The organism is Halorussus sp. MSC15.2 (assembly GCF_010747475.1).
Lineage (GTDB): Archaea > Halobacteriota > Halobacteria > Halobacteriales > Haladaptataceae > Halorussus.
The window spans coordinates 1,059,679-1,080,931 of the sequence record NZ_VSLZ01000001.1 but is presented as its reverse complement, the minus strand read 5'-3'; the positions used below and the strand labels follow the sequence as shown (position 1 = coordinate 1,080,931).

Below are 21,253 nucleotides of genomic sequence, written 5' to 3'. Positions count from 1 at the left end.
ACGCAATTCTGAGAGCGGTCTGTCCCGATGCCCCCTCCCCCGATACCCCCTGTCCAATGCCGCACGCGCACACACGCACGTAATACCGGCTCACGCTATTCGAACCGTGGATCGTTGTCACCATCCCACTGGTCACGATGCCACTCACAGAACCCTGATTCGTGGTCAGTAAGAGTCCCACACGACTCGCCTTCCTTGTTCACACCCCGGCATTTCACCCGGTCAGGCGACTCGTCACCGTCGTCTTCCGACGCCCCGGCCTCGTCTTCGTCGTTCATGTCGAACACGAACTCTCCCTTGTCGTCGATCGACTCGTACTCCAACCGTGCCGGAGGGATATTGCCGAGTTTCAGCAGTTCCCGGTCAATCTGCATATCACCGTTCACCTCGTCTAGACCAACCCCGATGGTGGCCTTCTTCTTCGACTCCTTCCGGCATAGCAACACCATTCTGCGGATGTCTTTCGGGATGTCCTTCCCGGTATGCGAAATGACGATGAGGTGGCACTGATATTTTCGGAGGAGCTTGATGAGTTTACTGAGCGCCTTCCCTGCCCGCATATCCGCGAATTGAAGCACTTGCGCGGCTTCATCGAGCAGGAAGGCTTTGGTCCCGTCCTGCTCTTCTAACCACTCCTCCAACTCACTCCATGCCTGCACATCAGCGAACTCGTCACTCGTATTGTTCGACGCCACCGACAACCCCGGATACGCCCGCATACCCGCCTCAATCACCGTGTACGCAAAATCGGTTTTACCGACGCCTGTAGGCCCTTCCGGAGGGAGTGGGGCGTACACCATCATGTTCAGCATGTCGTCACGGTCGTCAGAGTTCCATAGGTCCACAAGTTCTGTAACTGCCTGCCACGACGATGTGTCGACTCTCTTGGACTTCACACCCGTTGCGTGACTCATCACAGACAGATTCCCGGCTTCGATAGCACCGTTCATCTTCTCAGACACGGCCTGCATCAACAGTTCTTGATACCTGTCAGTATCTTCAGCGTCCGGAACAGACCGCTTGTACGACAACAAGTATTGCAGGTCGTCACCCGACAGCAACCCGGCTTCGGCTAGGGCAGGGAGATCCCCTGCCGAGAGGGATTCGCGTAGTTCGGCGGCAACCCAACGATCATCACTACTCGTCACCGTCGCTCACCCCCATTGTCCGAGGTATTGATTTCTCGGAGTTGCTGTTCAACCTCATCCTCAATGATTTCAGGCATAGACTTCGACTCATCGTACTCCTCCAACTCGGGGACAGCTGCCGCCGCTTCCTGCTTGACGGTCTCGCTGTCGTACAGGCTCATATCCATGCTCTTGTCGGTCATCATCTTGTGATGCCGACTCTCGACGGATTGAGCGACGGTCTCGAACTTACTGTATAGCTTCTCACCAATACGCGCCCATGCGTTGTTTCTTCGCCGGTTGCCTTCGATTTCGTGACGAGCGGACACGATGTCTGCATCCGAGGCTTCGCCCAACCAACTCCCTGCGGCCACATACCCAGAGGTGTCGTCCGGGATGTGGTCAGCGAGTTCGTCGTCCTCAGCAACCTTGGAGACGTGGGTAAAGTCCGTGACGAGATACACAACCGCGCCACCGACCGTGAACGAGTACGGCTCCCCGGAAACGATGTCCACGTCCTGCCACCGTTCAGGAGAGGCAACGTAAATGTCCACTACATCAGTCAAAGTCCCGTTCACACGCACAACAAACACTAAATCAGGGTTCCAGAGCTTCTTGACACCCCAGATAGTTGCCGGGGCGAATACAATCCCGAACCCGACAAGGGATACAGCGAACGTCTTTATCTCGTCTGTAAGCAGGGTTCCGATGTCGTGTCCCGTCAGAATCCATGCACCGACACCGACTAGTCCAAGACCGGCGAGACCTGTTCCAGACAGGATTTTCACCGCCGTCAGGCGTTTCTTCGCCTTGTCGAGTTTGAGTCGTTCAACAGTCTGTTCAGCTACCGTCGAATCGTTCTCAGTTTCTTTGATACTCATAACTAAACCTCCTTGTTATGGGCTGTAATCCTCAAACACGTTCGTCCAGCCCTTGCTCAGTTTCCGGCGTTTGTACTTCCAGAACAGGAATGCGACTAGAAGCACGCTCGTCGCACCACCAGCACCCGTGACGTAGAGCAGTTCTGTTCTGATACCGTTACTCAGGAAGGGTGCTTCAGGGTCGCTGATGTAGTCCAGATCGTTACTAGTTCCAATCGTCAACGTCTTATCCCCGCTCTTCTCGTTAGCGCGGATTTTGACGACATTCTTCCCGCTCCGAAGCGTCCTCTCGACGTATCGAACGTCGCCAGCACCAGTGCTTTTGATTGAATGAGTGTCCACCACGCTCACTCGTTGCGGACGGTCACTCTCAATGACGAGCGTGACGACTGGGCCTTCCCAGTCGGCTGCGACGATGGTGGTTGAGTTGTCGATTTGGTAGTGCCACGACGAGACGCACTGCTTGGTCGTCGTATTCCCACTCTTAGTGACGACTTCAACACAGTCCCGGTTCCCGGTCTTTGACTGACTCGTCTCCGGTGAGTTGTCACCTGTGGCGTCTTCAACGCCTTCTCGAACCTGTTCTTCGATACTCTCCGTCGTCGTAGTCGTCGTAGTCTGGGTTGTCGTCGAGGATTGCTGGTTGGTAGTCGATACGTCTGTGGTCGTTGTTGTGGGCGTCTGCGTAGTCGTAGTGTTGTGCGTGGGCGTACTCGTGGTACTGCCCGTGTCCGCACCCACGACACCAGCACCGGCACTAGAGGCTACGAGAATGACCAGCAGCGCCGCTATACTCATTTTGCTTGCCTTCATAGTTATAACTGAAAGAACCGCGTCAGAACGGCGAGATCGCGTTCTGAATCTGTGTTTGAATGAACTGTTCCGCCATGTGGATTACGTCGATACCGAGGATTTGCGCTATCAGCACCAATGCGACGATAGCGATGATTGGTTTGAGGAAGTCGTCAAGGATGCTGAACACGAACGACAGGAGGAAGAACACGTCTAGTCACCTCCCTCCCTGATGAACAGGATCGCGCCAACGACGAGTATCAACCCGCCGAGTGCCATCTGTCCCGTCCGAAGCCCAGTAAATGCTGACGAAATACCGCCGAGAACCGACGAGATACCATCGTTGAACGTCTCCGAGGAAACACCGCCCCCGAAAGCGTTCGACTCGTACAGCAAGCCGTGACTCTCGACCGAGGCATTGCCGTGGACTTCCAGATCGTACTCATCATATCCTGAGACAGCATCTAGTGTCACCAGCGTCGTCTCGCTACCAACGTCCGCATGGGTTTCGGAGAGTTTGATACGCTCCCCACTAGTCGAGTTCACACCATACAACGAAACGTCGAGACTGCCGTTACTGGCTTCCAGATACGCCTTATCAACCGTCTCGTTGTCCACGGATGAGTGAGTGAACGTCTTCGGGGCGTTGAATGGGTACTCATCATCATCGTCACTAATACCGTCGCCGTCGCTATCAGTATCGTACAGCGTCAAACTACTCACGTAGTTATCCCCGGACGATGATGTGAACCCTCGAACAGCCCAAACAGACCCCGACGCATCAGGATTCGAGAACTCATGCGTCAACACCGTCGCACCGTCAATCATCACAGTCAACGTATTATTCTCAAGAACCGTTTCAACGTGATACGATTCTCCGTTGTTGAACGTGAACGAAGACGATTTCAGAGAGGTTCCGGACGCATCGTTCAACACGATGCTATCCCCAGATTTCATCGTCACATAGTACCCTGTAGACGGGGAAGCAGCATCGTCCGCCCCGTACAGCATATTGATGTTCCCACCGTTCATCGTCATGTTGTATTCCGCCCGGAACTCCCCGCTCAAACCTTCAGTATACGCCCACCGGCCATTACTCGAACTTCCGGACGCGGACACGACAATCCGGTTGTTTGTGGCGTCATAGGTTGCAGCGCCACTAGAAGTCATCTGGGTCGGTTCTGACTGGAACTCGGAACTGTAGACGCTGATGAACGTGGTTCCTGTCGCCGCGAGAGTTACCCCCGTAACTACGTTTGCGACGACAAACACAGCAAGCAGGACGCTCAACGCTCCCTTCCGTGTCTCACCTCCATTCGTATTGTTATTGTTGTTGAACATATGTTGTCACCTCCAAAGAGAAGCGTCTAGACAGTGGTTAGTCCCGTTTCAGAAGCACGAGACCGGCACCAGCGACAACCACGACGATACCGCCGAGTTGCGCGTCACTCAACCCGCTGAGACCACTAGACGAACCGGATGAGGAACCGGAACCTGAGTTCGCTTGGTAGATGAGGCCAGTCCCAGACACGTTTGAACTGGCTTCATACGTGATCTCGTACTGGTCAAGCGTCCGATTACCGTCGCCAACATCTACCGTGACAAGTTCGCTACTCTCACTGGACGAGATGTTGACGGACGTAGTGTACGAGTTCAGCAGAGTACCGTTCTGCGCGTCGTACACCTTCACAGTCACGTTACCATCACTAGTGGCTTCGACGTAAGCACTCTCAACAGACTCGCCCGCACTACGGTTATGAGTCACTGTCTGCGGAGCGTTGTCAGGGTACTCGTCCTGACTGTCGGAGACACCGTCGTCGTCAGAGTCGATGTCGTAATTGATGGTGTCCGTGTACTGCGTCGAGTTGACGGTGTACGTCACGTCAACACTCCCCTGAAGTGGGACATCAGCAATATCGACATACAGCATATCCTCCGTGTTATTCCCGGAGAACGTCGAAATCGTCGCCACAGTTCCTTGCTCAACCGTGTAACTGGTTGAGACCGTAGTTCCGTTCAGCGTCACAGAGTCGATTGTGACGTTAGTTGTGGCGTTCATCGCGTCAACCCCTACTGCAATCCCAGTACGGTCGTCTGTACTGTTGTCGGCAGGGTCGGGGAAGACGACGCCTTCGTTTCCAGTCACAGAGGCAGCAATAGTTGCCCCTGTGAATGCCGATGCTACTACCGCAAGTGCGGCAACGAGTGCCGCAAACCGTTTCGTTGTATCTGTGTTGTTACTCATTACTGTTTATCTCGACTTGAGATGAGGGCGAGACCCGCCAAGACAGCGAGAATCGCCGCGATTTGTTCCATGGACACGTTGCCCAGACCTGTACCACTCGCACCCCCACCGGCAGTCGGCTCACGCTCCTCAATCTCCTGCTTCAACTCCTGCAAATCCTCACGCAACCGATTCAACTCGGAGACATTCGCCGTCTTGTAATTGTACTCCTTCAGGTGAGTCTGCTGAATCTTCTCACCGTCCGGGTTCCGCATCTCCGTGATCGTGAAGTTGCTCGTCAACTCTTGCTTCCCACCATCAGTTGTGATGAGGAGCTGCACACCGTCGATATTCGACGGGTTGTACGTCTCGTTCACCTCCCAAGTAGAACCGTTCGGCGCAGACTGACTCATCACCATCCCGGTGTACGTCTGCCCGTTCGTCTCAACAGTCATCACAGACGTATTCCCGAGATCAGGCGTTTCAAGACCGGTCTGAGACAGTGACGCGACTGCGTACACCCAGTACCCGGTTTCGTTGTACTTCGTGGAGTATTCCTGCGCGAGCGTCAGCGAGGACGTGTACTCGGACGCATTGAGTTCCCCACTTTGGTACTCCTCGTAAGTCCCGTTCACGAACTTGTCCACGTTGTCGTTCAACCGGGTTTGTGTGGACTCAATCTGGTTGTTCGCCTGAATCCACCGGGTGAAGTTGACGACGTTCTTCGTCTGGTAGTTATCGTTCGGGGCATGGACGTACACTCCTTTAGGAGGACTAGCCGCACCGTCACCACCAGTCTCGATAGCTCCCTCAATGGGGCCTACTGAGTAATTCGTCGGATGATACCCGTTCGCGTAGTAATCCGTCGTCACCTCAATAGTTTGGACGGTAACGGTGGACCCGTTCACGAGCGTAACCTGCCGAGTATCGAGACCGTTGACAGTCCCGTTCGTGTACTCAGACCCGATTTCGCCTTCGGAAGCATACATGAAGTTGTCGTTAACCTTCTCCTCCATCACGGACTGATTATGCAGATACGTAGACTGCTGAACGGTCGAGTTCCACGCCCGAATCAGGTTCAACTGTTTCTGCGCGTAGTAGTCAGAAACAGCGCCCCGAGCGCGGCTTTTCGCCACCGATTCTGAGACACCGGCTTTGTACTCGTTCAGGACGGTCGCACGGGCTTTACTCCATGCCACCGTCTCCGAGTCCGTAATGTAGTTCTCGGCGAACGTGAGGACAGGACGGTTCTGAGACTTCAGGGACAGACCACCCTCGTAAATATCAACTTCTGTCTCGTTCGCCTCGGTTTCCTGCATCTCCTCAATGACGTGACTCGTATGGTTATCTCCGCACTTATCCCCGTTCACGAGTCCAGCGGAGAACACGGCGACAACCATATCCACTCCGTCGCATTCGTGGGTCGCTGACGCCCGCATAACAGGACTGGCAGGCCCAAGAATGGGTGTGAGAGTTGCGGTGGAGATGAGGAGGACGACAGCGACAACCGTCGCTACCGACCGGAGGGGAGATTGTTTGTCAGACTGTGCATCGTCACTCATGGATTGTTATCCGAGGTAGGAGATGCTGGCCGCCGCAGCCGCCTCAAGGAGGAAGACTGCGAGACCAACGAAGTCGTTACCAGTAATCGCGGAGTTGACTTCCGGAACACCGCTCTGGATGATAAGCACGAACAGCGCAGCACCGAGCAATGCTCGCTGTTCGGCTTCAAGGTCAGTCGGGTCGATTTCGTTCGTTGCGCCGATTCCGACAAGGCTCAGAACGCTACCTGCGAACGCATACGAGATGTCGAACCCGACCGCGCTGAACAGAGTGGTTGAGAAGTCGATACCGAACAGACTGATACTGCCGATCCCGGTTGTGACGACGCCCAGAAGGGCGAAAATCGCCAGAAGCGGGATGTCGATTCCATCAAAATCGTAGCTTGACATTCTATTGAATCACCGAATTAACTGTTGCTGGTCGATTCAAACACGAACACGCCGCTTTACGCGGTATAAATCGTGTACGCGGGTCTGGAGACCAATCCAGAACTCACAGTCCGGTGGATGGTTCAACGCTTAAAAGGGTTTCATCGTGCAAACACTTCCCACACGGTCTAGACAAAGACCCTCCAGATTACAAGTGAAAACCAGCAATTCAATCCTCGAACCCTTCGAGAACACGCTTATCATTTCGCTGACTTACGAACCTCGATTGCAAGTGTAAACCACCCCCGACACACACCACGTCGCAAGTGTAAACTGCCTCCCGTAACACACCGTCTCGCAAGTGAATCTCCCCGTATACAAACAGTGAGACCCGCGAAAATCAAGCGATACACTTGCGAACCGGTGTCCCCTTCTTACTCTATATCAGAGATAAACTATTGATAAGACGGCCAAATAGCGTGGATTTATACAAACTCTCTATTTGTCTGTAAGCACATGGAAAAGATTCCTCCCTCGGAAGTCTTCCACCTTGATGAGGAATCCTCGGTCGCCTTCGAGATCGCATTTAGTGCGCTCTTAGCAACCGCAGTTCTCAGTTTCCCGAGTCAAGGACTCGCATATACTGGTTTGAAAGTGTTTGCCATCGGATTTCTCGCTGTAACCCTCTTCCGGTGGATGGCTGTTTTTGGCCGTTACGCAAACTCTTCGCTGGTACTGAACCAAACAACACACTATATCGTGTTCGTCACCTATGTCTCTCTTCTCTATCTCTTTGATTTGCTTGCAGACTGGTTAACTCTGCGACTCCCTCTTCAACTACCATCTGCGTTCTATCTCGGCCTGATACTTTTCGTGTTTATATTTGCCTTTGTTGCGGTACAAGAACTGGTGTTCAAAGACCTCCTTATTTACGCGGCTGTGCTTGGTTATAATGGCTTCCAAGATAGCGATATTGCAAGTTTCCGGAAACGGTTCGCTCAGTTTGGAAAACGAGCGATAAGTATGTCCCAAGCTGATAACCTACCAGCTAGCTTGAACTGGCTTCGATACGGTGAGATTACAGGTGAAGTACCTACCTCCTCTACTTGGGTTTTTTATCTCTCATTTGGTCTGTTGGCCGGATTTTTTGTAGGACTGTGGGCGGTAGTCACCGTTGTTGTGAGTGGGAGTGTAGCAACTGCGGTGGTGCTACTTGGAGCTATCATCCTCCGAGTTCCAGTCAATTTCTTCTATTCAAGATACGGACTCAACCCGTTTGAAACGGAATTGTCTACTCGGTCGCAATTGGTCACTCTCACAACCGCCTTCATATATGCTCGTGCGTTGGTGTAGTATAGTTGAAACTCCAGTGAAGAGACCGAAATGGAGTTAAATGGAACCAATAGAAGTGATACATCTACTACAGCATTGACAAACTAACACCGTTGGCTTTCGATGCTGCGAACGCTAACGGATACTGAGATACATAAGGTAACGCGCACTCCTTCAGAATAACCCCGTGACGTACTGGACCCGCGTCAGCCAACCTGATGACTTCAAACCCAGAAACAGGACTCGCGGGACTATCACCTTGCAGCCGTCTTGCGATTATTCGTCCTTCAGAAAGCGGAACTCGATTAGTGGGTCGGGGCGGATTCGAACCGCCGGCCTGCTCCGTGTGAAGGAGCTGTCATAACCGGACTAGACTACCGACCCTCGCGTTCCATGCTTTCCTCTTCCGGGACTTAAGACTTACTTTACGGTCGGAAAATCGACTGCCGACTGTGGCTTCGCCGAATCCCCGACAGGTTCAGACCCGCCGACGGGCTTTCCGCACGACGTGTCGCGCTCTGTCAGCGGTCTCGGTTTCGGTGTTTCGCAGTTCCCTGCGCCACCGTTCGAGGCGAGTCAGTTCTTCGCGCTCGCGGCCGGTCGCCTCTCGCAACCGTCGTTCGACCGGGTCGAGTTCCTCGCGTACGCCGCGTGCGAGGTGCTTACCGGTGCGTCGGGCGTAGTACCACGCGTCTTCGAAGTGCTTGTTCATCTTTCGCACACCATTCTGTTCCTAGTACGAGGACAGATATAGCTCTTACTCTCGTCGGGGTCGAACCGAGCGGTCGTGCCGGTACAGGCGGGCGGTTCGTCGGTTCCGTCTCGGGTCCCAACTCCGAACGACTGGCTCGCCGTGTCACAAACTGTTTATCGGCAGGGGGCAACAGTGGGCGTATGTTCAGGCGGCTTTCGATACCGACGCCGTTTCAGGTCGGCCCCGTCAACGCCTACCTCGCCGGCCGGACGCTCGTCGACCCCGGACCGGGCAGCGAGGAGGCGTGGGCCGCGTTGCTCGACGGTCTCGAAGCGCGCGGGTTGGGACCGACCGACATCGAGCGAGTGTTGATTACCCACCCCCACCCCGACCACTTCGGACTGGCGAGTCGCCTCCGCGAGGCGGGCGCGCGAGTCGTCGCCAGCCCCACGACCGCCGAAATCGTCGCCGACTTCGAGACCAGACTCGACTACGAGCAGTCGTACTTCGTTTCGTTCTTCGAGCGTCACGGGATGGCCCGCTCGACCGCCGAGACCGTGACCGACCTCCCCGAGTCGTTCCTCAGAGTCGCGCCCGGCGTCGAGACCGACCGGACGCTCGGTGACGGCGAGACCGTGGAAGTCGCCGGGACCGACGTCACTGCCGAGGCGGTACAGGGCCACGCGCCCGGCGAGACCATCTTCACCTACCAGACCGACGACGGCGAGGACCACGCCGTCGTCGGCGACCACGTACTGAGCGAAATCACGCCGAACCCGCTCCTGCAACCCCCCTTGGAAGAGGGCGGCGAGCGTCCGCGCGTCCTCCCGGCGTTCAACCGCTCGCTGGCCGACCTCCGGGAGCGCGACTTCGACCGCTTCCTCCCGGGCCACCGCGAGGAGATAGACCGTCCGAGCGAGCGCATCGGCGAGGTGCTGGAGTCCCACGAGGAGCGCACCCGGAACGTGAAGGAAATCGTCGCGGGCGGCCCGACCACCGCGGTCGAGGTGATGAACGAACTGTTCGCCGACCTGCCCGCCACCGAGTACTTCTCCGGGATGAGCGAGGCGGTGGGCCACCTCGACGTGCTGGACGAGCGCGGCGAAGTGGACGCCCGCGAGCAGGGCGGCGTCGTCGTCTGGGAGGTGGCCGAGTGAACGACCTCCAGTCGGTCGCGCTCGGCGAGGCGGACGCCGACCTCGTCGTCACGGGCGGCCGAGTCTGCCTGCCGGAGATGGGCGAGTTCCAGTCCCGAGACGTGGTCGTGGTGGACGACAGAGTCGCCGCGCTCCCCGAGGACGCATCTCCTGTCGTCGGCGAGGACACGCGGGTCGTCACCGCCGGGAATCGGGTCGTCGCGCCGGGGTTCGTGGACGCCCACACCCACCTCGACCTCCACCAGACGTTCGAGAACGCGTATCACTACGCCATCGAGGGCGGCACGACCACGGTCGTCTCGGAGGTCACGGGGTACGGTCCTGCGTTCGGCGCGGAGGGCGTCGAACAGTTCCTCGCCGCCACGTCTTACCTCCCGGTCCGCGTGCGAGCGGTCGTGCCGCCTCAACCCCTGCTCGACACCTTCGAACCGCGGCGGGCCGACGACGAGGACGCCGAGGCGCTCGCGGACCTGCTGGCAGACGACCGCGTCGTGGGCGTCGGCGAGACCGACTGGATTCACGCCGTGGGCCGGGACACGCCGGCGGAACTGCTCTACCAGCGCGCCGACGCCGAGGGCAAGACCGTCTCGGGCCACGCCGCCGGCTGCTCGGGCGAGAAGTTCGCCGCCTTCGCAACGATAATCGACGACGACCACGAGGCCATCTCGGGCGAGGACGTCGTGACGCGCGTCGAGAACGGCGTCCACGCCATCGGGCGTTACGGGTCGATTCGCGACGACATGGCGGCGATAGGCGACGCCTACGCCGAGGTGCCGACCGCGGAACTCTCGCTCTCCTCGGACGGGATGTGGCCCCGGGAACTCATCGACGAGGGGTACATGGACGCCGTGGTCCGGCGGGCCATCGAGGAGGGCGTCGACCCCGCCGACGCCATCCGGATGGCGACGCTCAACCCCGCCCGCCACTTCGGTCTCGACGACGAGGGCGTCGGGTCGCTCTCGCCCGGCAGCGTCGCCGACATCGTCCTCATCGACGACCTCGACGAGGTGAACGTCACCACGGTCGTCAGCGGCGGGGAGGTCGTCTACAACAAGGGCGAGTCCACGGTCGCCCCACGGAACCACGAGTACCCCGACCGGTTCTACGACTCGGTGAACGTCTCGCCCGACCCCGAGCAGTTCCGTGTGCCCGCCGACGCGGCCAGCGGCGGAGACGAGGGGGCGAGCGGCGAGGTCCGGGCCATCGAGTGCCAGCGCGGCCTGCTCTCCGGCGAGACGACGGTCTCCCCGCCGGTCGAGGGCGACGAACTGGTCGCGGACCCCGACGCCGACGTCCTCAAGGCGACCCTGCTCGACAGGCATCCGAGGGGCGACGTGGCGGAGCGACGCTCTGACGGGTCGTCGGAGTCGGCCGACTCCGGAGGAGCGGGCGGGTTCACCGGCTTCCTGACGGGGTTCGGTCTCGATGCCGGCGCGGTCGCCACCAGCGTCGTCTGGGAGACCCCCGGTGTCCTCGCGGTCGGGGCGAACGACGCCGACATGCGGACCGCGGTCGGCCACGTCGCGGAGACGGGCGGCGGGTGGGCCGTGGTCGAGGACGGCGACGTCGTCGCGGAACTTCCCACCAGAGTCGCGGGGGTCTGCGCGGACCTCGAAGTCGAGGAGACCGCGAAACTCTACGACGCGGTGGACTCGGCGCTCAGGCGACTCGGCGCGGACGGCGACCGGCCCATGCTCACGCTCCAGACGCTGGCGTTCGCGGGCGTGCCGTCGCTGAAACTGTCGTTCTCGGGCTACGCCGACATCCTGAACCGGCGGGTCGTCGGCCTGACGCCCTGACCGCTCGGCGGGTCGTCGCCGATTTCACTCCAGCATCTCTTCCTCCGCACCGCCGTCGCCTCCCTCGGCGGTCCGGTTACCGCTACCGCTCTCGCCCTCTTGGGAGGTCTCACTCTGGCTCTCGGTCGGGGTCCCCTCGGGATGCTCCCGGATGGTCCGAATCTGCCGGTAGGGGAAGAAGTTCCGTCCGGTCTCGCGGTTCAACCACACGCCGCTGTCGTAGAACTCCAGTTCGTGACCCTGAACCGGAGACGTGACTTCTCGCTTGCCGCCCTGTTCGCCGTGGCGTTCGATGAGGTAGACGGAGTACGTGCGCTCGGACATCACGGACGGAGTTCGACGTTTCCGGCGAAAAGTGTGTGGGCTGGTCTCGTCCGACGCCGGTGGCAGGTCTCTCCGAGACGATTGCCGACGCCGACCGGCCCCCGCGCTCGGACTCCGCGGCCGAACGGGAGAACGTCACCGCGACCGAATCCGCGGGAAGCGCCGACCCGAGTCGCGTTCCGCGGCGGCCTCCCTCGCCCGCCGCGACTGGATTCGGTTGTACGCGACGCCCGCGCCGACGACGAGCGCGAGGACCCCGAACGACCGGAGTTTCGACGCGATGGCTGGTCGCCCGCTCGTACCGCCGCGGGTACTCGACCCGGAGTCACCGCGCGACCCGAGCGAGAGCGTCCGCTCGCGGTCGGTACCGGGGTTCAGCGACAGGCGGAACTCCGAGTCGTGGAAGTGGATTTCGAGAACACCCATGTCCGGACAGTCGCCGAGAACGGACTTAGCGGTTGGGGCGATTAGAAGAGACGACTCCGCGCACTCGGTTTCTGTCGGTTCCCTGACGCCGACGGCAGACGCGAGGTTCGCACGTCGTCTCACCGACGAGCGACCCACGCCGACCTGCCGGAAGTAGAAGTTTCATTAGACGCGGTCGTTTTTTCTGCGTATGGACCAATCACACCGCGAGTTCCTTGACGATTTGCTCACGACACCGAGTCCGGCCGGATTCGAGACCGACGTGCAACGAGTCTGGGTCGAGTACGTCTCGTCGTTCGCCGACGAGGTACGAACCGACGAGTACGGCAACGCCGTGGCCGTCGTAGACGGGGACGACCCCGCGGTCGCGTTCACCGGACACGCCGACGAAATCGGCATGATGGTCAACAGCGTGGACGAGGACGGGTACGTCCACCTCTCGCGAATCGGCGGCACCGACCGCACCGTCACGAAGGGCCAGCACGTCGAGATTCACACCGACGACGGCGTGGTGCGGGGCGTGGTCGGCCAGACCGCCATTCACCTCCGCGACGCCGAGGACGACGAAATCGAAGACGTCGCCGAACAGCACGTGGATATCGGAGCGGAGACCGAGACCGAGGCCCGCGAACTCGTGGACGTTGGCGACCCAATCACCTTCGATACCCCGGTTCGGGAGTTGCAGGGGACTCGGATGGCGGCCCGCGGGATGGACAACCGCGTCGGCATCTGGGTCGCCGCGGAGGCGGCGCGCCGCGCCGCGGAGTCCGACACGGACGCGACGGTGTACGCGGTCAGCACCGTACAGGAGGAACTCGGCAAGCAGGGCGCGAAGATGGTCGGGTTCGACCTCCCGGTGGACGCCGCGGTCGCGGTGGACGTGACTCACGCGGTGGACAGTCCGGACGTGAGCGACGAGTCGGACCAGCACGGCGAGGTCGAACTCGGCGAGGGACCGGTCGTCGCCCGCGGGTCCTCGAACCACCCGGAAGTCGTTCGAGCGGTCCGCGACGCGGCCGCGGACGCCGACCTCCCGGTCCAGTTGCAGGCGTCGGGACGCTCCACCGGCACCGACGCCGACGCCTTCTACACCTCGCAGGGCGGCATCCCGTCGCTGAATCTCGGCCTCCCGAACCGCTACATGCACACGCCGGTCGAAGTCATCGACACCGACGACCTCGACGCCGCGGCCGACCTACTGGCGGCGTTCGCGGCGGAGTCGTCGGGTCGCGAGTCCTTCGCGGTCGATATCTGACCAGTTCTCCGACGTCTTCCGATAGGTCCAGCGTTTTAGCATTTTATCATTTTAATTAACATCTGTCAGATGCATCTGGGGTTTCTGGCTTCGAATACGATATATACCCCCTCTCGAAACGTTGGTCTCACGAGGAATCTCACAGATGGCTGTCAACGACACCCCCGAACGATTCGGACCGAGTACCGACACCGACGCGGGCGACTTCTGGCGAGGCGCGTTCGAGCAACTCGTGGAACAGTTGCCCGAACCCGCGTTCGTCGTGGACGAGACCGGACACATCACGCGGTGGAACGCCGCCGTCGTGGAGATGACGGGGTACCCGGCAGAGGAGGTCGTCGGGAAGCACGCCTACGACGTCTTCGGGACCGAGGGGGAGGACGAGACGCTGGCCGAGACGGTGGTTCGGACCGGGGAGGTCGTCCGCGAGGAGACGATTCGCTCGGCGGCGACCGCCGACGGCGACCGGGCGCACGCCCGGGCGCTCGGCGTGCCAGTTACGGATTCCGCGGGCGACGTCGTGGGCGCGGTGGAGGTGCTCACCCGCGTCACCGAACTCGTCGAACAGCGCGAGACGATTCGGGACCTCCAAGAGCGGATGACCGACGAGGTCGAGACCGCGGTGGACGAACTCCGCGACTCGACCGCCGACGTCTCCGAGGACTCACGGGAGGTCAGCGACCTCGCGCGCGAGCAGGAGACCAACCTCCAGCAGGTGCAGTCGGAGGTGTCCTCGCTGAGCGCGACGGTCGAAGAGATAGCGTCGAGCGCCGACGAGGTGAGCAGGCAGAGCGCCGAGGCGAAGGCGTCCGCCGAGGAGTCGGCCGAGAGCGCGGAGCGGACGCTCGAAACCGTCGACGCAGTCGCCGAGAAGTCCGAGGAGGTCGTCGCCGACGCCGAGAGCCTCGAAGACCGCGTGGACGAAATCGACGAAGTCGTCGAGGTCATCGACGACATCGCCGAGCAGACCAACCTCCTCGCGCTGAACGCGAACATCGAAGCGGCGCGGTCGGACGGGAGCGGCGACGGGTTCGCCGTCGTGGCGAACGAGATAAAGGAACTCGCCGAGCAGTCGAAAGACCGGGTGGACGAAATCGAGTCGATGGTCGAAGACGTGCGCGAGACGACCCACGACACGGTCGAGAAGATATCGGAGAACGACGAGCAACTCGACGAGGCCGCCGCCGACATCAGGTCGGTGGTCGAGAACCAGCAGGACATCGTGGCGGCCGTCCAGCAGACCGACACCGGCGTCAGCGAAATCGCCGAGACCACGGAGGAGCAGGCCGCGAGCGCCGAAGAGATAGCGAGCATGACCGACACGGTGGTTGGGCAGGCCGGGGACGTGTCCGACGCCGTCGAGGGCATCGCGGCCGCCAACGAGGAGCAGACCGCGATGGTCCGGGACATCGCCGAGAGCATCGAGTCGCTCGAAGCGTCCATCGAGGACGTGGTGGAGTAGTTCGGGACGCGATGCAGTAATTCGAGGACCCAGTGTAGTGGACCGACGACCGACCGAAGCGGACAGATAACCGAACGAGGCGGACCGACGAGAGGCGGTACCGCGGAGCGACGATTTACGTTCCGACCCCGCGTACCCCTCCGTATGAGAGTTCCCTACGGCGACACCGCCGTCGAGGTGTCGCTGCCAGACTGCGACGTGACGGTCGCCGAACCGCCGGGCGGCGACCCGGTGGACCCCCGAGACGCCGCCGAATCGGCGATGGCCGACCCCCACGGGCCGCCGCTCCGCGAACGCGTGGACGCCGACGATGAGGTGGCCATCGTCGTGACCGACGTGACCCGCGCGACGCCCGACGACGTGCTCCTCGACCTGCTGGTCGCGGACCTCCGGGAGGCGGGCGTCGAGCGTGACCGAATCGCCGTCGTCGTGGGTCTCGGACTCCACCGGCCGATGACCGACGACGAGTTGCGGACGGCGCTCGGGGAGTACGCCGACCTCGCGGAGAATCACGACGCCGAGGCGGCCGAAGTCGTCGCCGAGGTCGAGGGACCGGACGGCGAGCGCGTCCCCGTCGAACTCAATCCGACCGTCGCCGACGCCGACGCGGTGGTCTCGACCGGGATGGTCGAACCCCACCAGTACGCCGGATTCTCCGGCGGCGCGAAGACGCCGGTAATCGGCGCTGGCGGCGAGTCCCTCATCCGATACACCCACGGTCCGGCGATGCTCGCCGAGTCGGGCGTCCGGTTGGGCCGCACCGAGGGCAACCCCTTCCGCGAGACGCTGAACCGGGCGGGCGACCGCATCGGTCTCGACTTCTGTCTGAACGTCACGCACGGCCCGGCGGGGATTCTGGGCGCGAGCGCTGGCGACCACCGCGCCGTGGTTCGCGACCTCGCAGAACTCTGTCGGCGAAACATCTCCGTTCCGCTGTCCGAGCGATACGACGCCGTCGTCGCGGGCGTCGGTGCGCCCAAAGACGCCAACCTCTACCAGACGACGCGGGCCGCGACGTATATCGCGCTCGGCGACTTCGACCCGTTGCGTAGCGAGGCGCGCCGCGCCTCGAACGCGAGCGGCCGCATCGTCGTGCCCGCGCGCCTGCAGGAGGGCGCGGGCGAGGGCACGGGCGAGCGTCGGTTCTACGACCGACTGAGCGGGGCGGAGAGCGCCGAGCAACTGTACGAGGAGATGCGGCGGGGCTACGAACCCGGCGCACAGCGCGCGTTCGTCGTGGCGCGGGTCCTCCGGGAGTACGACGTGTTCGTCACGAACAGCGAGTCGCCCGCGGTCGTGGAGGACTGCCTGATGCACGCCCGCGAGTCGGTCGAAGACGCGATAGAACCGGGCAGCGACGTGCTGGTGGTCCCGGACGCGCTGGACACGCTGCTCGTCTCGAAGTGACAAGTCGAGTGACAGAGGATTTTTATCGCCGTCGTTCGACGTGCGAAGCATGCTATTACGTATCGTCGCGTTCGTGGCCGCGATGGGCGTCGCGTTCGTCGCAGCGGGCGTCCTGTGGCGATACGTCTCCCCGCGGTTCGTGGCGGTGCCGTGCGACGACGACCTCGCGTCGCTGGCGGTCCGTGACGGCGTCGCGGTCTCGCTGTTCGTGTCCGGTGTCGGCATCGCGCTGGTCGCGGTCGGGACGCTCGAACTGCTGTCCGGTCTCGTAGACGCCGGACGACTGGTGGAGGCGCTGGTCGTCCTCGCGACGGTTCTGCCGGTTCGAGAAGCGGGCGGTCTGCTGGTCGTCGGCGGGTTCGGTCTGCTCGGCGGGTCGCTGCTCGTCCCGACCAGCATCGAGACCGTCCGCCGATTCCGAGAGTGAGCGGCTACTTCGCGGCCGACGCCCCGCCCGCGTTCCCGTACTCGTCGCCGATTTCCTCCAGCACGCGGTCGTGGAACTCCTGCAGAACCGCGCTCTCGTCTTCGGCCAGCACCACGTCGCTGGCCATCAGGGTGGCGAGACCGAACGCCTTCGGCGTCGGGGTGTCCACGCGGTTCTGGACCACGGCAACGTCTCCGGCCTGCACGTCGGCGAGCACGTCCTCGATGGCCGAGACCGCGAGTTTGTCCTCGATTATCTCGCGGTAGGTCTCCTCGATGACAGCGAAGTCCTCCAGCCCCTCGGCGAACCCCAGCAGCATCTCGCTGGAGACCTGCTGTTCGCTGGCGGACTTCTCGTAGCCCTTGTACCGCTTCAGAATCATCAGCGACCGCGTGGCGTTGATGCGGAAGTACCGCTGGAGGAGTTCGGTCCCCTCGAGCGCGGCCCGGAGGTCGCTGCGGACCTCCCCGGGGTCGACGTCGCGCAGAATCTCGGCCACGTCCACCTTCCGGTTCAGCGGCATCGAAATCGTGAACCCGTGGTCGGCGACCGCGACCGAGACGTTGGTGTTGGCGGCGTTGGCGCACCGGTAGGCGACGACCCGCGAGAGACCGTCGTTGAACTTCCGGCCGTAGTTCGAGTGGACGTAGTAGTGGCGCTCGTACTCGTCGCGGTCGAGTTCGACCTCGACCGCGAGTCGCCGGTCGGTGCTGACGCTCTCGGGACCGGCGTAGCGAATCTGCTCGTCGAACATCCGGGCGATGGCCCGGACGCTGTTCTCGTCCAGCGGGAACTCCCTGAGCCACACCCGGACCGCGGGCTTGCCGCGCTTCGCGAAGCGTTCGAGCAGGTCGCCTTGGAACTCCAGAATCGACCGGCCGAGGTCGTACGACAGCGGCAGGCGCTCGGAGAACCACGAGGGGACGGTCGGCCGGGCGCTCGTCCGGTCGGCGTACACCTTCGACCCCCGGCGGTACTGGAACTCGAAGTTCTGGCCCCCGAGGACGAACACGTCGCCCTTCTCGAGGGTGTCCAGATACGACTCGTCGAGGTCGCCGACCCACTCGTTGTCGCCGCGGGTGAACACGTCGCAGGTGAACGAGTCCGGAATCGTGCCGATGTTGGTCATGTAGATGACCCGCGCCAACTTGCCGCGCTTGCCTATCAGGGGTTCGCCCACGTCGAACTCCGGGTAGTGGTACTCGCCGTCGGGCGGGTCGTTCTCGTCGCGCCAGATTTTGGCGTAGACGTTCTTGTCCTCCAGTCCCTCGTAGTCCGAGGTCAGGTAGCGGAACAGCGTCTCGAACTGGTCGTCCGAGAAGTTCCGGTAGGGGTAGGCCCGCCGGAGCGTCTCGCGGACCTCCCGCTCCGGGCGCACGTCGTTGATGGCCATCCCGTAGACGTGCTGTGCGGCCACGTCGTAGGCCTCCTCGGGGACGAACACCCGGTCCACGAACCCCTCCTCGGCCTTCTTGAGCATCACGGCGCACTCCACGAGTTCGTCGCGGTCGAGCGCGACGACGCGGCCCGCGACGGTCTGGCCGAGCTGGTGGCCCGCCCGTCCGACGCGCTGGAGCAGGGAGGCCACCGATTTGGGGGACCCGACCTGCACCACGAGGTCGATGTGGGGCATGTCGATGCCGAGTTCCAGACTCGTGGAGGTCGTCACCACGTCGAGGCTCCCGTCCTTCAGGTCCGCCTCGATGGACTGGCGGGCCTCCTTCGAGAGACTGCCGTGGTGGCACCCGGAGTTGTCCTCGTCGTACTCGGCGAACCGCTCGCGGAGGTTGTGGAGGACGCGCTCGGCCCCCGACCGGGTGTTCGTGAAGACGAGGGTGTTGGTGTGGTCCGAGATGAGGTCGTGGAGTTGGTCGTAGAACCGTTCGTTGACCACGTCCCGGGGCGTGTCGATGAGGTCGTCGGTCGGACACTGCAACTCGATGTCGAACTCCCGGACGAACCGCGTGTCCACGATTTCGCGGTCTCGGACGGTCGCCTCCCGCGCGTCTCCGTCCGCTCCATCGGCCGACCGCTCGCATCCGACGAGGAAGTCCGCGATGTCCGAGAGCGGTTCGACCGTCGCCGAGCATCCGATTCGCGTCGGCGAGGACTCGACCATGTTCTCCAGTCGCTCCAGACTCAGCGCGAGGTGGGTGCCCCGCTTGCCGTCCGCGAGACTGTGAATCTCGTCCACGACGACGTACTCGACGGTCTCCAACTTCTGCTTGAACTTCGGGGAGTTGAGCAGGATGGCCAGCGTCTCGGGCGTCGTGTTGAGGATGTGAGGCGTCTCCTCCAGCATCTTCCGGCGGGCCGCGTCGTCGGTGTCCCCGTGTCGGATAGCGTGGCGGACCGAGGGGTCGCCGTCCATCTTATCGGCGATGCCCGACAGCGGCACCTCCAGATTCCGGTGGATGTCGTTGGCCAGCGACTTGAGCGGCGAGACGTAGAGGCAGTAAACCGAGTTGTCCAAGCCCTCGTCCCACTCGCGTTCTCTCCGGAACAACTCGTTGAGAATCGCGGTGAACGCCGAGAGGGTCTTGCCCGACCCCGTCGGCGACGCGACGAGCGCGTTGGTCCCCTCGTTGATGAGCGGAATCGCCTCCTTCTGCGGTGGCGTGAACAGGCCGCCGTTGTCGGGCACGTACTCGCCGAACTGTTCGACCCACCACTCCCTGACCTCTGGTTCCAGCGATTCGAGGACGGCGGCGTCGTCCACCTCGACAGAATCGGCGTCGAAGTCGAAATCCCCGCGCGCCAACAGGTCGCGCGCTCCCATCTTGGCGGTTCGTTGGGACCGTGTGCTTAAGACGGTTTGGCCGCCGGAGCGAAAGTGAAACTGGACGCCACGAGCGGTCTTCCACGATTCGACCGCCTTCGGCGCGTCCGAGGAGACTCGAGATATTCCGAGACTCGTCGAATCGGTCGGCCTGCCGTCTCCGAGGCACCTCGCGGACAATTACCGGACAGATTTCGACAACATCTATATTTAAGTCTTTTCCACACGATGAAAGTATAAGTGGCCGTCAATCGACTGTTACTGCACGTTTAGCTCTGCTTTCGAGAAGAGTTGTGTTTAAATAGTATAGCTGTCGGTGTGCAGTCCTCGTCGGTTCGACCAGCACCTATCGGTTCGGTGCGTCCCGGCCGGTGAAATCCCGGAGCGGAGCCAGTACCCAAAGCCATTAACAGCGTTCGGCCCCGCGAATCGAACATGCAGGTCACGTTTCTGGGCACCGGAAGCGCGATGCCGACCGGCGAGCGGTATCAGACCGGCCTCGTCGTGGAAGACGAGGAGGCGGACCGACGCGTCCTCGTGGACTGCGGGAGCGGCATCCTCCACCGCCTCCAGCAGTCGGGCGCGGGCTACGAGAACGTCTCGACGGTCCTCCTCACCCATCACCACCTCGACCACGTCGCCGACCTCCTCCCCCTGCTCAAAGCGCGGTGGCTCGCGGGCGAGGAACACCTCGAAGTCGTCGGTCCCTCGGGCACGAAGTCGCTGGTGGACGACCTGCTCGACGTCCACGACTACCTGAAGGGTCGCGTGGACCTGCAGGTGCGCGAGGTCGGTGCCCACGAGTTCGAGGTGGCCGGGTTCGACGTGGAGGGGTACGAGACCCGCCACTCGCTGCCCTGTCTGGCGTACCGGTTCGGCGATTCGTTCACCTACAGCGGCGACAGCGAGGCGTTCACCGGTCTCGCCAACTTCGCCGACGGCTGCGACGTGCTGGCCCACGACTGCTCGTTCCCGGACGACGTGGACGTTGACAACCACCCGACGCCGACCCAGTTGGGCGAGGCGCTGGCGGCCTCGGAGACCGACATCGGCCGCGTGTTCCTGACTCACCTCTACCCGCACACGGAGGGCCGTCACGAGGAGATGCTGAAGTCCATCGAGGCGGTGTACGACGGCGACGTGCGGTTCGCTGACGACCTCCGAACCGTCGAGCTTTGATGCTCGACATCGTTCGGAGGAGTTAGCGTCCAGATGATTTGCGGACTGTCGAGTTGT

The 21,253-nt window shown here is 61.6% G+C and carries 20 protein-coding genes and 1 tRNA gene; 8 read left to right on the top strand and 13 right to left on the bottom strand.

From position 1 onward, the window contains the following. Positions 1-95 precede the first annotated feature (95 nt). From FXF75_RS05670 to FXF75_RS05635, 8 genes are read right to left on the bottom strand one after another with little or no spacing between them, the layout of a single operon-like run. Positions 96-1,148, bottom strand: a complete 1,053-nt coding sequence (locus tag FXF75_RS05670; RefSeq protein WP_163520565.1) for an ATP-binding protein — start codon at positions 1,146-1,148, stop codon at positions 96-98. Further along, the gene (locus FXF75_RS05665; RefSeq protein WP_163520563.1) at positions 1,145-2,008 is read right to left on the bottom strand and encodes a hypothetical protein; all 864 of its coding nucleotides are present in this window, start codon (positions 2,006-2,008) and stop codon (positions 1,145-1,147) included. Before FXF75_RS05665 ends, FXF75_RS05670 begins: the two co-directional genes overlap by 4 nt. 15 nt (positions 2,009-2,023) lie before the next feature. Further along, entirely contained in the window at positions 2,024-2,821 is a 798-nt protein-coding gene (locus tag FXF75_RS05660) for a hypothetical protein (RefSeq protein WP_163520561.1), read from the bottom strand. A 22-nt stretch (positions 2,822-2,843) separates the two neighbouring features. Beyond that, positions 2,844-3,011, bottom strand: a complete 168-nt coding sequence (locus FXF75_RS05655; protein ID WP_163520558.1) for a hypothetical protein — start codon at positions 3,009-3,011, stop codon at positions 2,844-2,846. A 2-nt stretch (positions 3,012-3,013) separates the two neighbouring features. Further along, entirely contained in the window at positions 3,014-4,141 is a 1,128-nt protein-coding gene (locus tag FXF75_RS05650; RefSeq protein WP_163520557.1) for a hypothetical protein, read from the bottom strand. A 37-nt stretch (positions 4,142-4,178) separates the two neighbouring features. Continuing rightward, positions 4,179-5,045, bottom strand: a complete 867-nt coding sequence (locus tag FXF75_RS05645; RefSeq protein ID WP_163520555.1) for a hypothetical protein — start codon at positions 5,043-5,045, stop codon at positions 4,179-4,181. Further along, the gene (locus tag FXF75_RS05640; RefSeq protein WP_163520553.1) at positions 5,045-6,586 is read right to left on the bottom strand and encodes a hypothetical protein; all 1,542 of its coding nucleotides are present in this window, start codon (positions 6,584-6,586) and stop codon (positions 5,045-5,047) included. Before FXF75_RS05640 ends, FXF75_RS05645 begins: the two co-directional genes overlap by 1 nt. 6 nt (positions 6,587-6,592) lie before the next feature. Next, positions 6,593-6,976, bottom strand: coding sequence for a hypothetical protein (locus FXF75_RS05635; protein WP_163520551.1), 384 nt, complete (start codon positions 6,974-6,976; stop codon positions 6,593-6,595). A 495-nt stretch (positions 6,977-7,471) separates the two neighbouring features. On the opposite strand from FXF75_RS05635, the gene FXF75_RS05630 reads away from it, so the two are divergent. After that, a complete protein-coding gene (locus tag FXF75_RS05630) occupies positions 7,472-8,308 on the top strand; it encodes a hypothetical protein (RefSeq protein WP_163520549.1) in 837 nt (278 codons plus the stop codon). A 288-nt stretch (positions 8,309-8,596) separates the two neighbouring features. Here the strand turns inward: FXF75_RS05630 and FXF75_RS05625 are convergent. Together FXF75_RS05625 and FXF75_RS05620 are read right to left on the bottom strand one after the other, a co-directional pair. Next, a tRNA-Val gene (locus FXF75_RS05625) sits at positions 8,597-8,671 on the bottom strand. Positions 8,672-8,765: 94 nt separating this feature from the next. Further along, on the bottom strand, positions 8,766-8,999 hold the full coding sequence (locus FXF75_RS05620) for a hypothetical protein (RefSeq protein ID WP_163520547.1): 234 nt from the start codon (positions 8,997-8,999) through the stop codon (positions 8,766-8,768). Positions 9,000-9,181: 182 nt separating this feature from the next. On the opposite strand from FXF75_RS05620, the gene FXF75_RS05615 reads away from it, so the two are divergent. Both FXF75_RS05615 and FXF75_RS05610 read left to right on the top strand, forming a co-directional pair. Then, positions 9,182-10,138: an MBL fold metallo-hydrolase gene (locus FXF75_RS05615; protein WP_163520545.1), complete on the top strand. Its 957-nt coding sequence runs from the start codon at positions 9,182-9,184 to the stop codon at positions 10,136-10,138. Continuing rightward, positions 10,135-11,937 carry an adenine deaminase C-terminal domain-containing protein gene (locus tag FXF75_RS05610; protein ID WP_163520543.1) on the top strand — a complete coding sequence of 601 codons (1,803 nt, stop codon included), beginning with the start codon at positions 10,135-10,137 and terminating at the stop codon, positions 11,935-11,937. Before FXF75_RS05615 ends, FXF75_RS05610 begins: the two co-directional genes overlap by 4 nt. A gap of 24 nt (positions 11,938-11,961) precedes the next feature. On the opposite strand, the gene FXF75_RS22010 is transcribed toward FXF75_RS05610, so the two are convergent. Then, a complete protein-coding gene (locus FXF75_RS22010) occupies positions 11,962-12,261 on the bottom strand; it encodes a hypothetical protein (protein ID WP_205427201.1) in 300 nt (99 codons plus the stop codon). Between the two features lie 135 nt (positions 12,262-12,396). Next, a complete protein-coding gene (locus FXF75_RS05600; RefSeq protein WP_163520541.1) occupies positions 12,397-12,687 on the bottom strand; it encodes a hypothetical protein in 291 nt (96 codons plus the stop codon). Positions 12,688-12,877: 190 nt separating this feature from the next. Between FXF75_RS05600 and FXF75_RS05595 the strand changes: the two genes are divergently transcribed. From FXF75_RS05595 to FXF75_RS05580, 4 genes are all read left to right on the top strand, one after another. Beyond that, positions 12,878-13,942, top strand: a complete 1,065-nt coding sequence (locus tag FXF75_RS05595; protein WP_163520539.1) for a M20/M25/M40 family metallo-hydrolase — start codon at positions 12,878-12,880, stop codon at positions 13,940-13,942. Between the two features lie 145 nt (positions 13,943-14,087). Continuing rightward, positions 14,088-15,404: a methyl-accepting chemotaxis protein gene (locus FXF75_RS05590; protein ID WP_163520537.1), complete on the top strand. Its 1,317-nt coding sequence runs from the start codon at positions 14,088-14,090 to the stop codon at positions 15,402-15,404. Between the two features lie 144 nt (positions 15,405-15,548). Further along, positions 15,549-16,811 carry a lactate racemase domain-containing protein gene (locus tag FXF75_RS05585; RefSeq protein ID WP_163520536.1) on the top strand — a complete coding sequence of 421 codons (1,263 nt, stop codon included), beginning with the start codon at positions 15,549-15,551 and terminating at the stop codon, positions 16,809-16,811. 49 nt (positions 16,812-16,860) lie between these two features. Beyond that, positions 16,861-17,238: a hypothetical protein gene (locus FXF75_RS05580; protein ID WP_163520534.1), complete on the top strand. Its 378-nt coding sequence runs from the start codon at positions 16,861-16,863 to the stop codon at positions 17,236-17,238. 4 nt (positions 17,239-17,242) lie between these two features. On the opposite strand, the gene FXF75_RS05575 is transcribed toward FXF75_RS05580, so the two are convergent. Beyond that, complete coding sequence (locus tag FXF75_RS05575; RefSeq protein ID WP_163520532.1) at positions 17,243-20,017, bottom strand: ATP-dependent helicase; 2,775 nt, start codon at positions 20,015-20,017, stop codon at positions 17,243-17,245. A 435-nt stretch (positions 20,018-20,452) separates the two neighbouring features. Between FXF75_RS05575 and FXF75_RS05570 the strand changes: the two genes are divergently transcribed. After that, positions 20,453-21,196 (top strand): MBL fold metallo-hydrolase, encoded by a 744-nt coding sequence (locus tag FXF75_RS05570; protein ID WP_163520530.1) that lies wholly within the window; start codon positions 20,453-20,455, stop codon positions 21,194-21,196. Positions 21,197-21,253 lie beyond the last annotated feature (57 nt).

Excerpts from the sequence above, each read along its gene's own strand:
- FXF75_RS05615 (WP_163520545.1), top strand. The coding sequence starts at position 9,182 with ATGTTCAGGCGGCTTTCGATACCGACGCCGTTTCAGGTCGGCCCCGTC.
- FXF75_RS05635 (WP_163520551.1), bottom strand. The coding sequence starts at position 6,976 with ATGTCAAGCTACGATTTTGATGGAATCGACATCCCGCTTCTGGCGATT.
- FXF75_RS05640 (WP_163520553.1), bottom strand. The coding sequence starts at position 6,586 with ATGAGTGACGATGCACAGTCTGACAAACAATCTCCCCTCCGGTCGGTA.
- FXF75_RS05570 (WP_163520530.1), top strand. The coding sequence starts at position 20,453 with ATGCAGGTCACGTTTCTGGGCACCGGAAGCGCGATGCCGACCGGCGAG.
- FXF75_RS05600 (WP_163520541.1), bottom strand. The coding sequence starts at position 12,687 with ATGGGTGTTCTCGAAATCCACTTCCACGACTCGGAGTTCCGCCTGTCG.
- FXF75_RS05650 (WP_163520557.1), bottom strand. The coding sequence starts at position 4,141 with ATGTTCAACAACAATAACAATACGAATGGAGGTGAGACACGGAAGGGA.
- FXF75_RS05630 (WP_163520549.1), top strand. The coding sequence starts at position 7,472 with ATGGAAAAGATTCCTCCCTCGGAAGTCTTCCACCTTGATGAGGAATCC.
- FXF75_RS05660 (WP_163520561.1), bottom strand. The coding sequence starts at position 2,821 with ATGAAGGCAAGCAAAATGAGTATAGCGGCGCTGCTGGTCATTCTCGTA.
- FXF75_RS05620 (WP_163520547.1), bottom strand. The coding sequence starts at position 8,999 with ATGAACAAGCACTTCGAAGACGCGTGGTACTACGCCCGACGCACCGGT.
- FXF75_RS05645 (WP_163520555.1), bottom strand. The coding sequence starts at position 5,045 with ATGAGTAACAACACAGATACAACGAAACGGTTTGCGGCACTCGTTGCC.
- FXF75_RS05590 (WP_163520537.1), top strand. The coding sequence starts at position 14,088 with ATGGCTGTCAACGACACCCCCGAACGATTCGGACCGAGTACCGACACC.
- FXF75_RS05580 (WP_163520534.1), top strand. The coding sequence starts at position 16,861 with ATGCTATTACGTATCGTCGCGTTCGTGGCCGCGATGGGCGTCGCGTTC.
- FXF75_RS05595 (WP_163520539.1), top strand. The coding sequence starts at position 12,878 with ATGGACCAATCACACCGCGAGTTCCTTGACGATTTGCTCACGACACCG.
- FXF75_RS05585 (WP_163520536.1), top strand. The coding sequence starts at position 15,549 with ATGAGAGTTCCCTACGGCGACACCGCCGTCGAGGTGTCGCTGCCAGAC.
- FXF75_RS05575 (WP_163520532.1), bottom strand. The coding sequence starts at position 20,017 with ATGGGAGCGCGCGACCTGTTGGCGCGCGGGGATTTCGACTTCGACGCC.
- FXF75_RS22010 (WP_205427201.1), bottom strand. The coding sequence starts at position 12,261 with ATGTCCGAGCGCACGTACTCCGTCTACCTCATCGAACGCCACGGCGAA.
- FXF75_RS05665 (WP_163520563.1), bottom strand. The coding sequence starts at position 2,008 with ATGAGTATCAAAGAAACTGAGAACGATTCGACGGTAGCTGAACAGACT.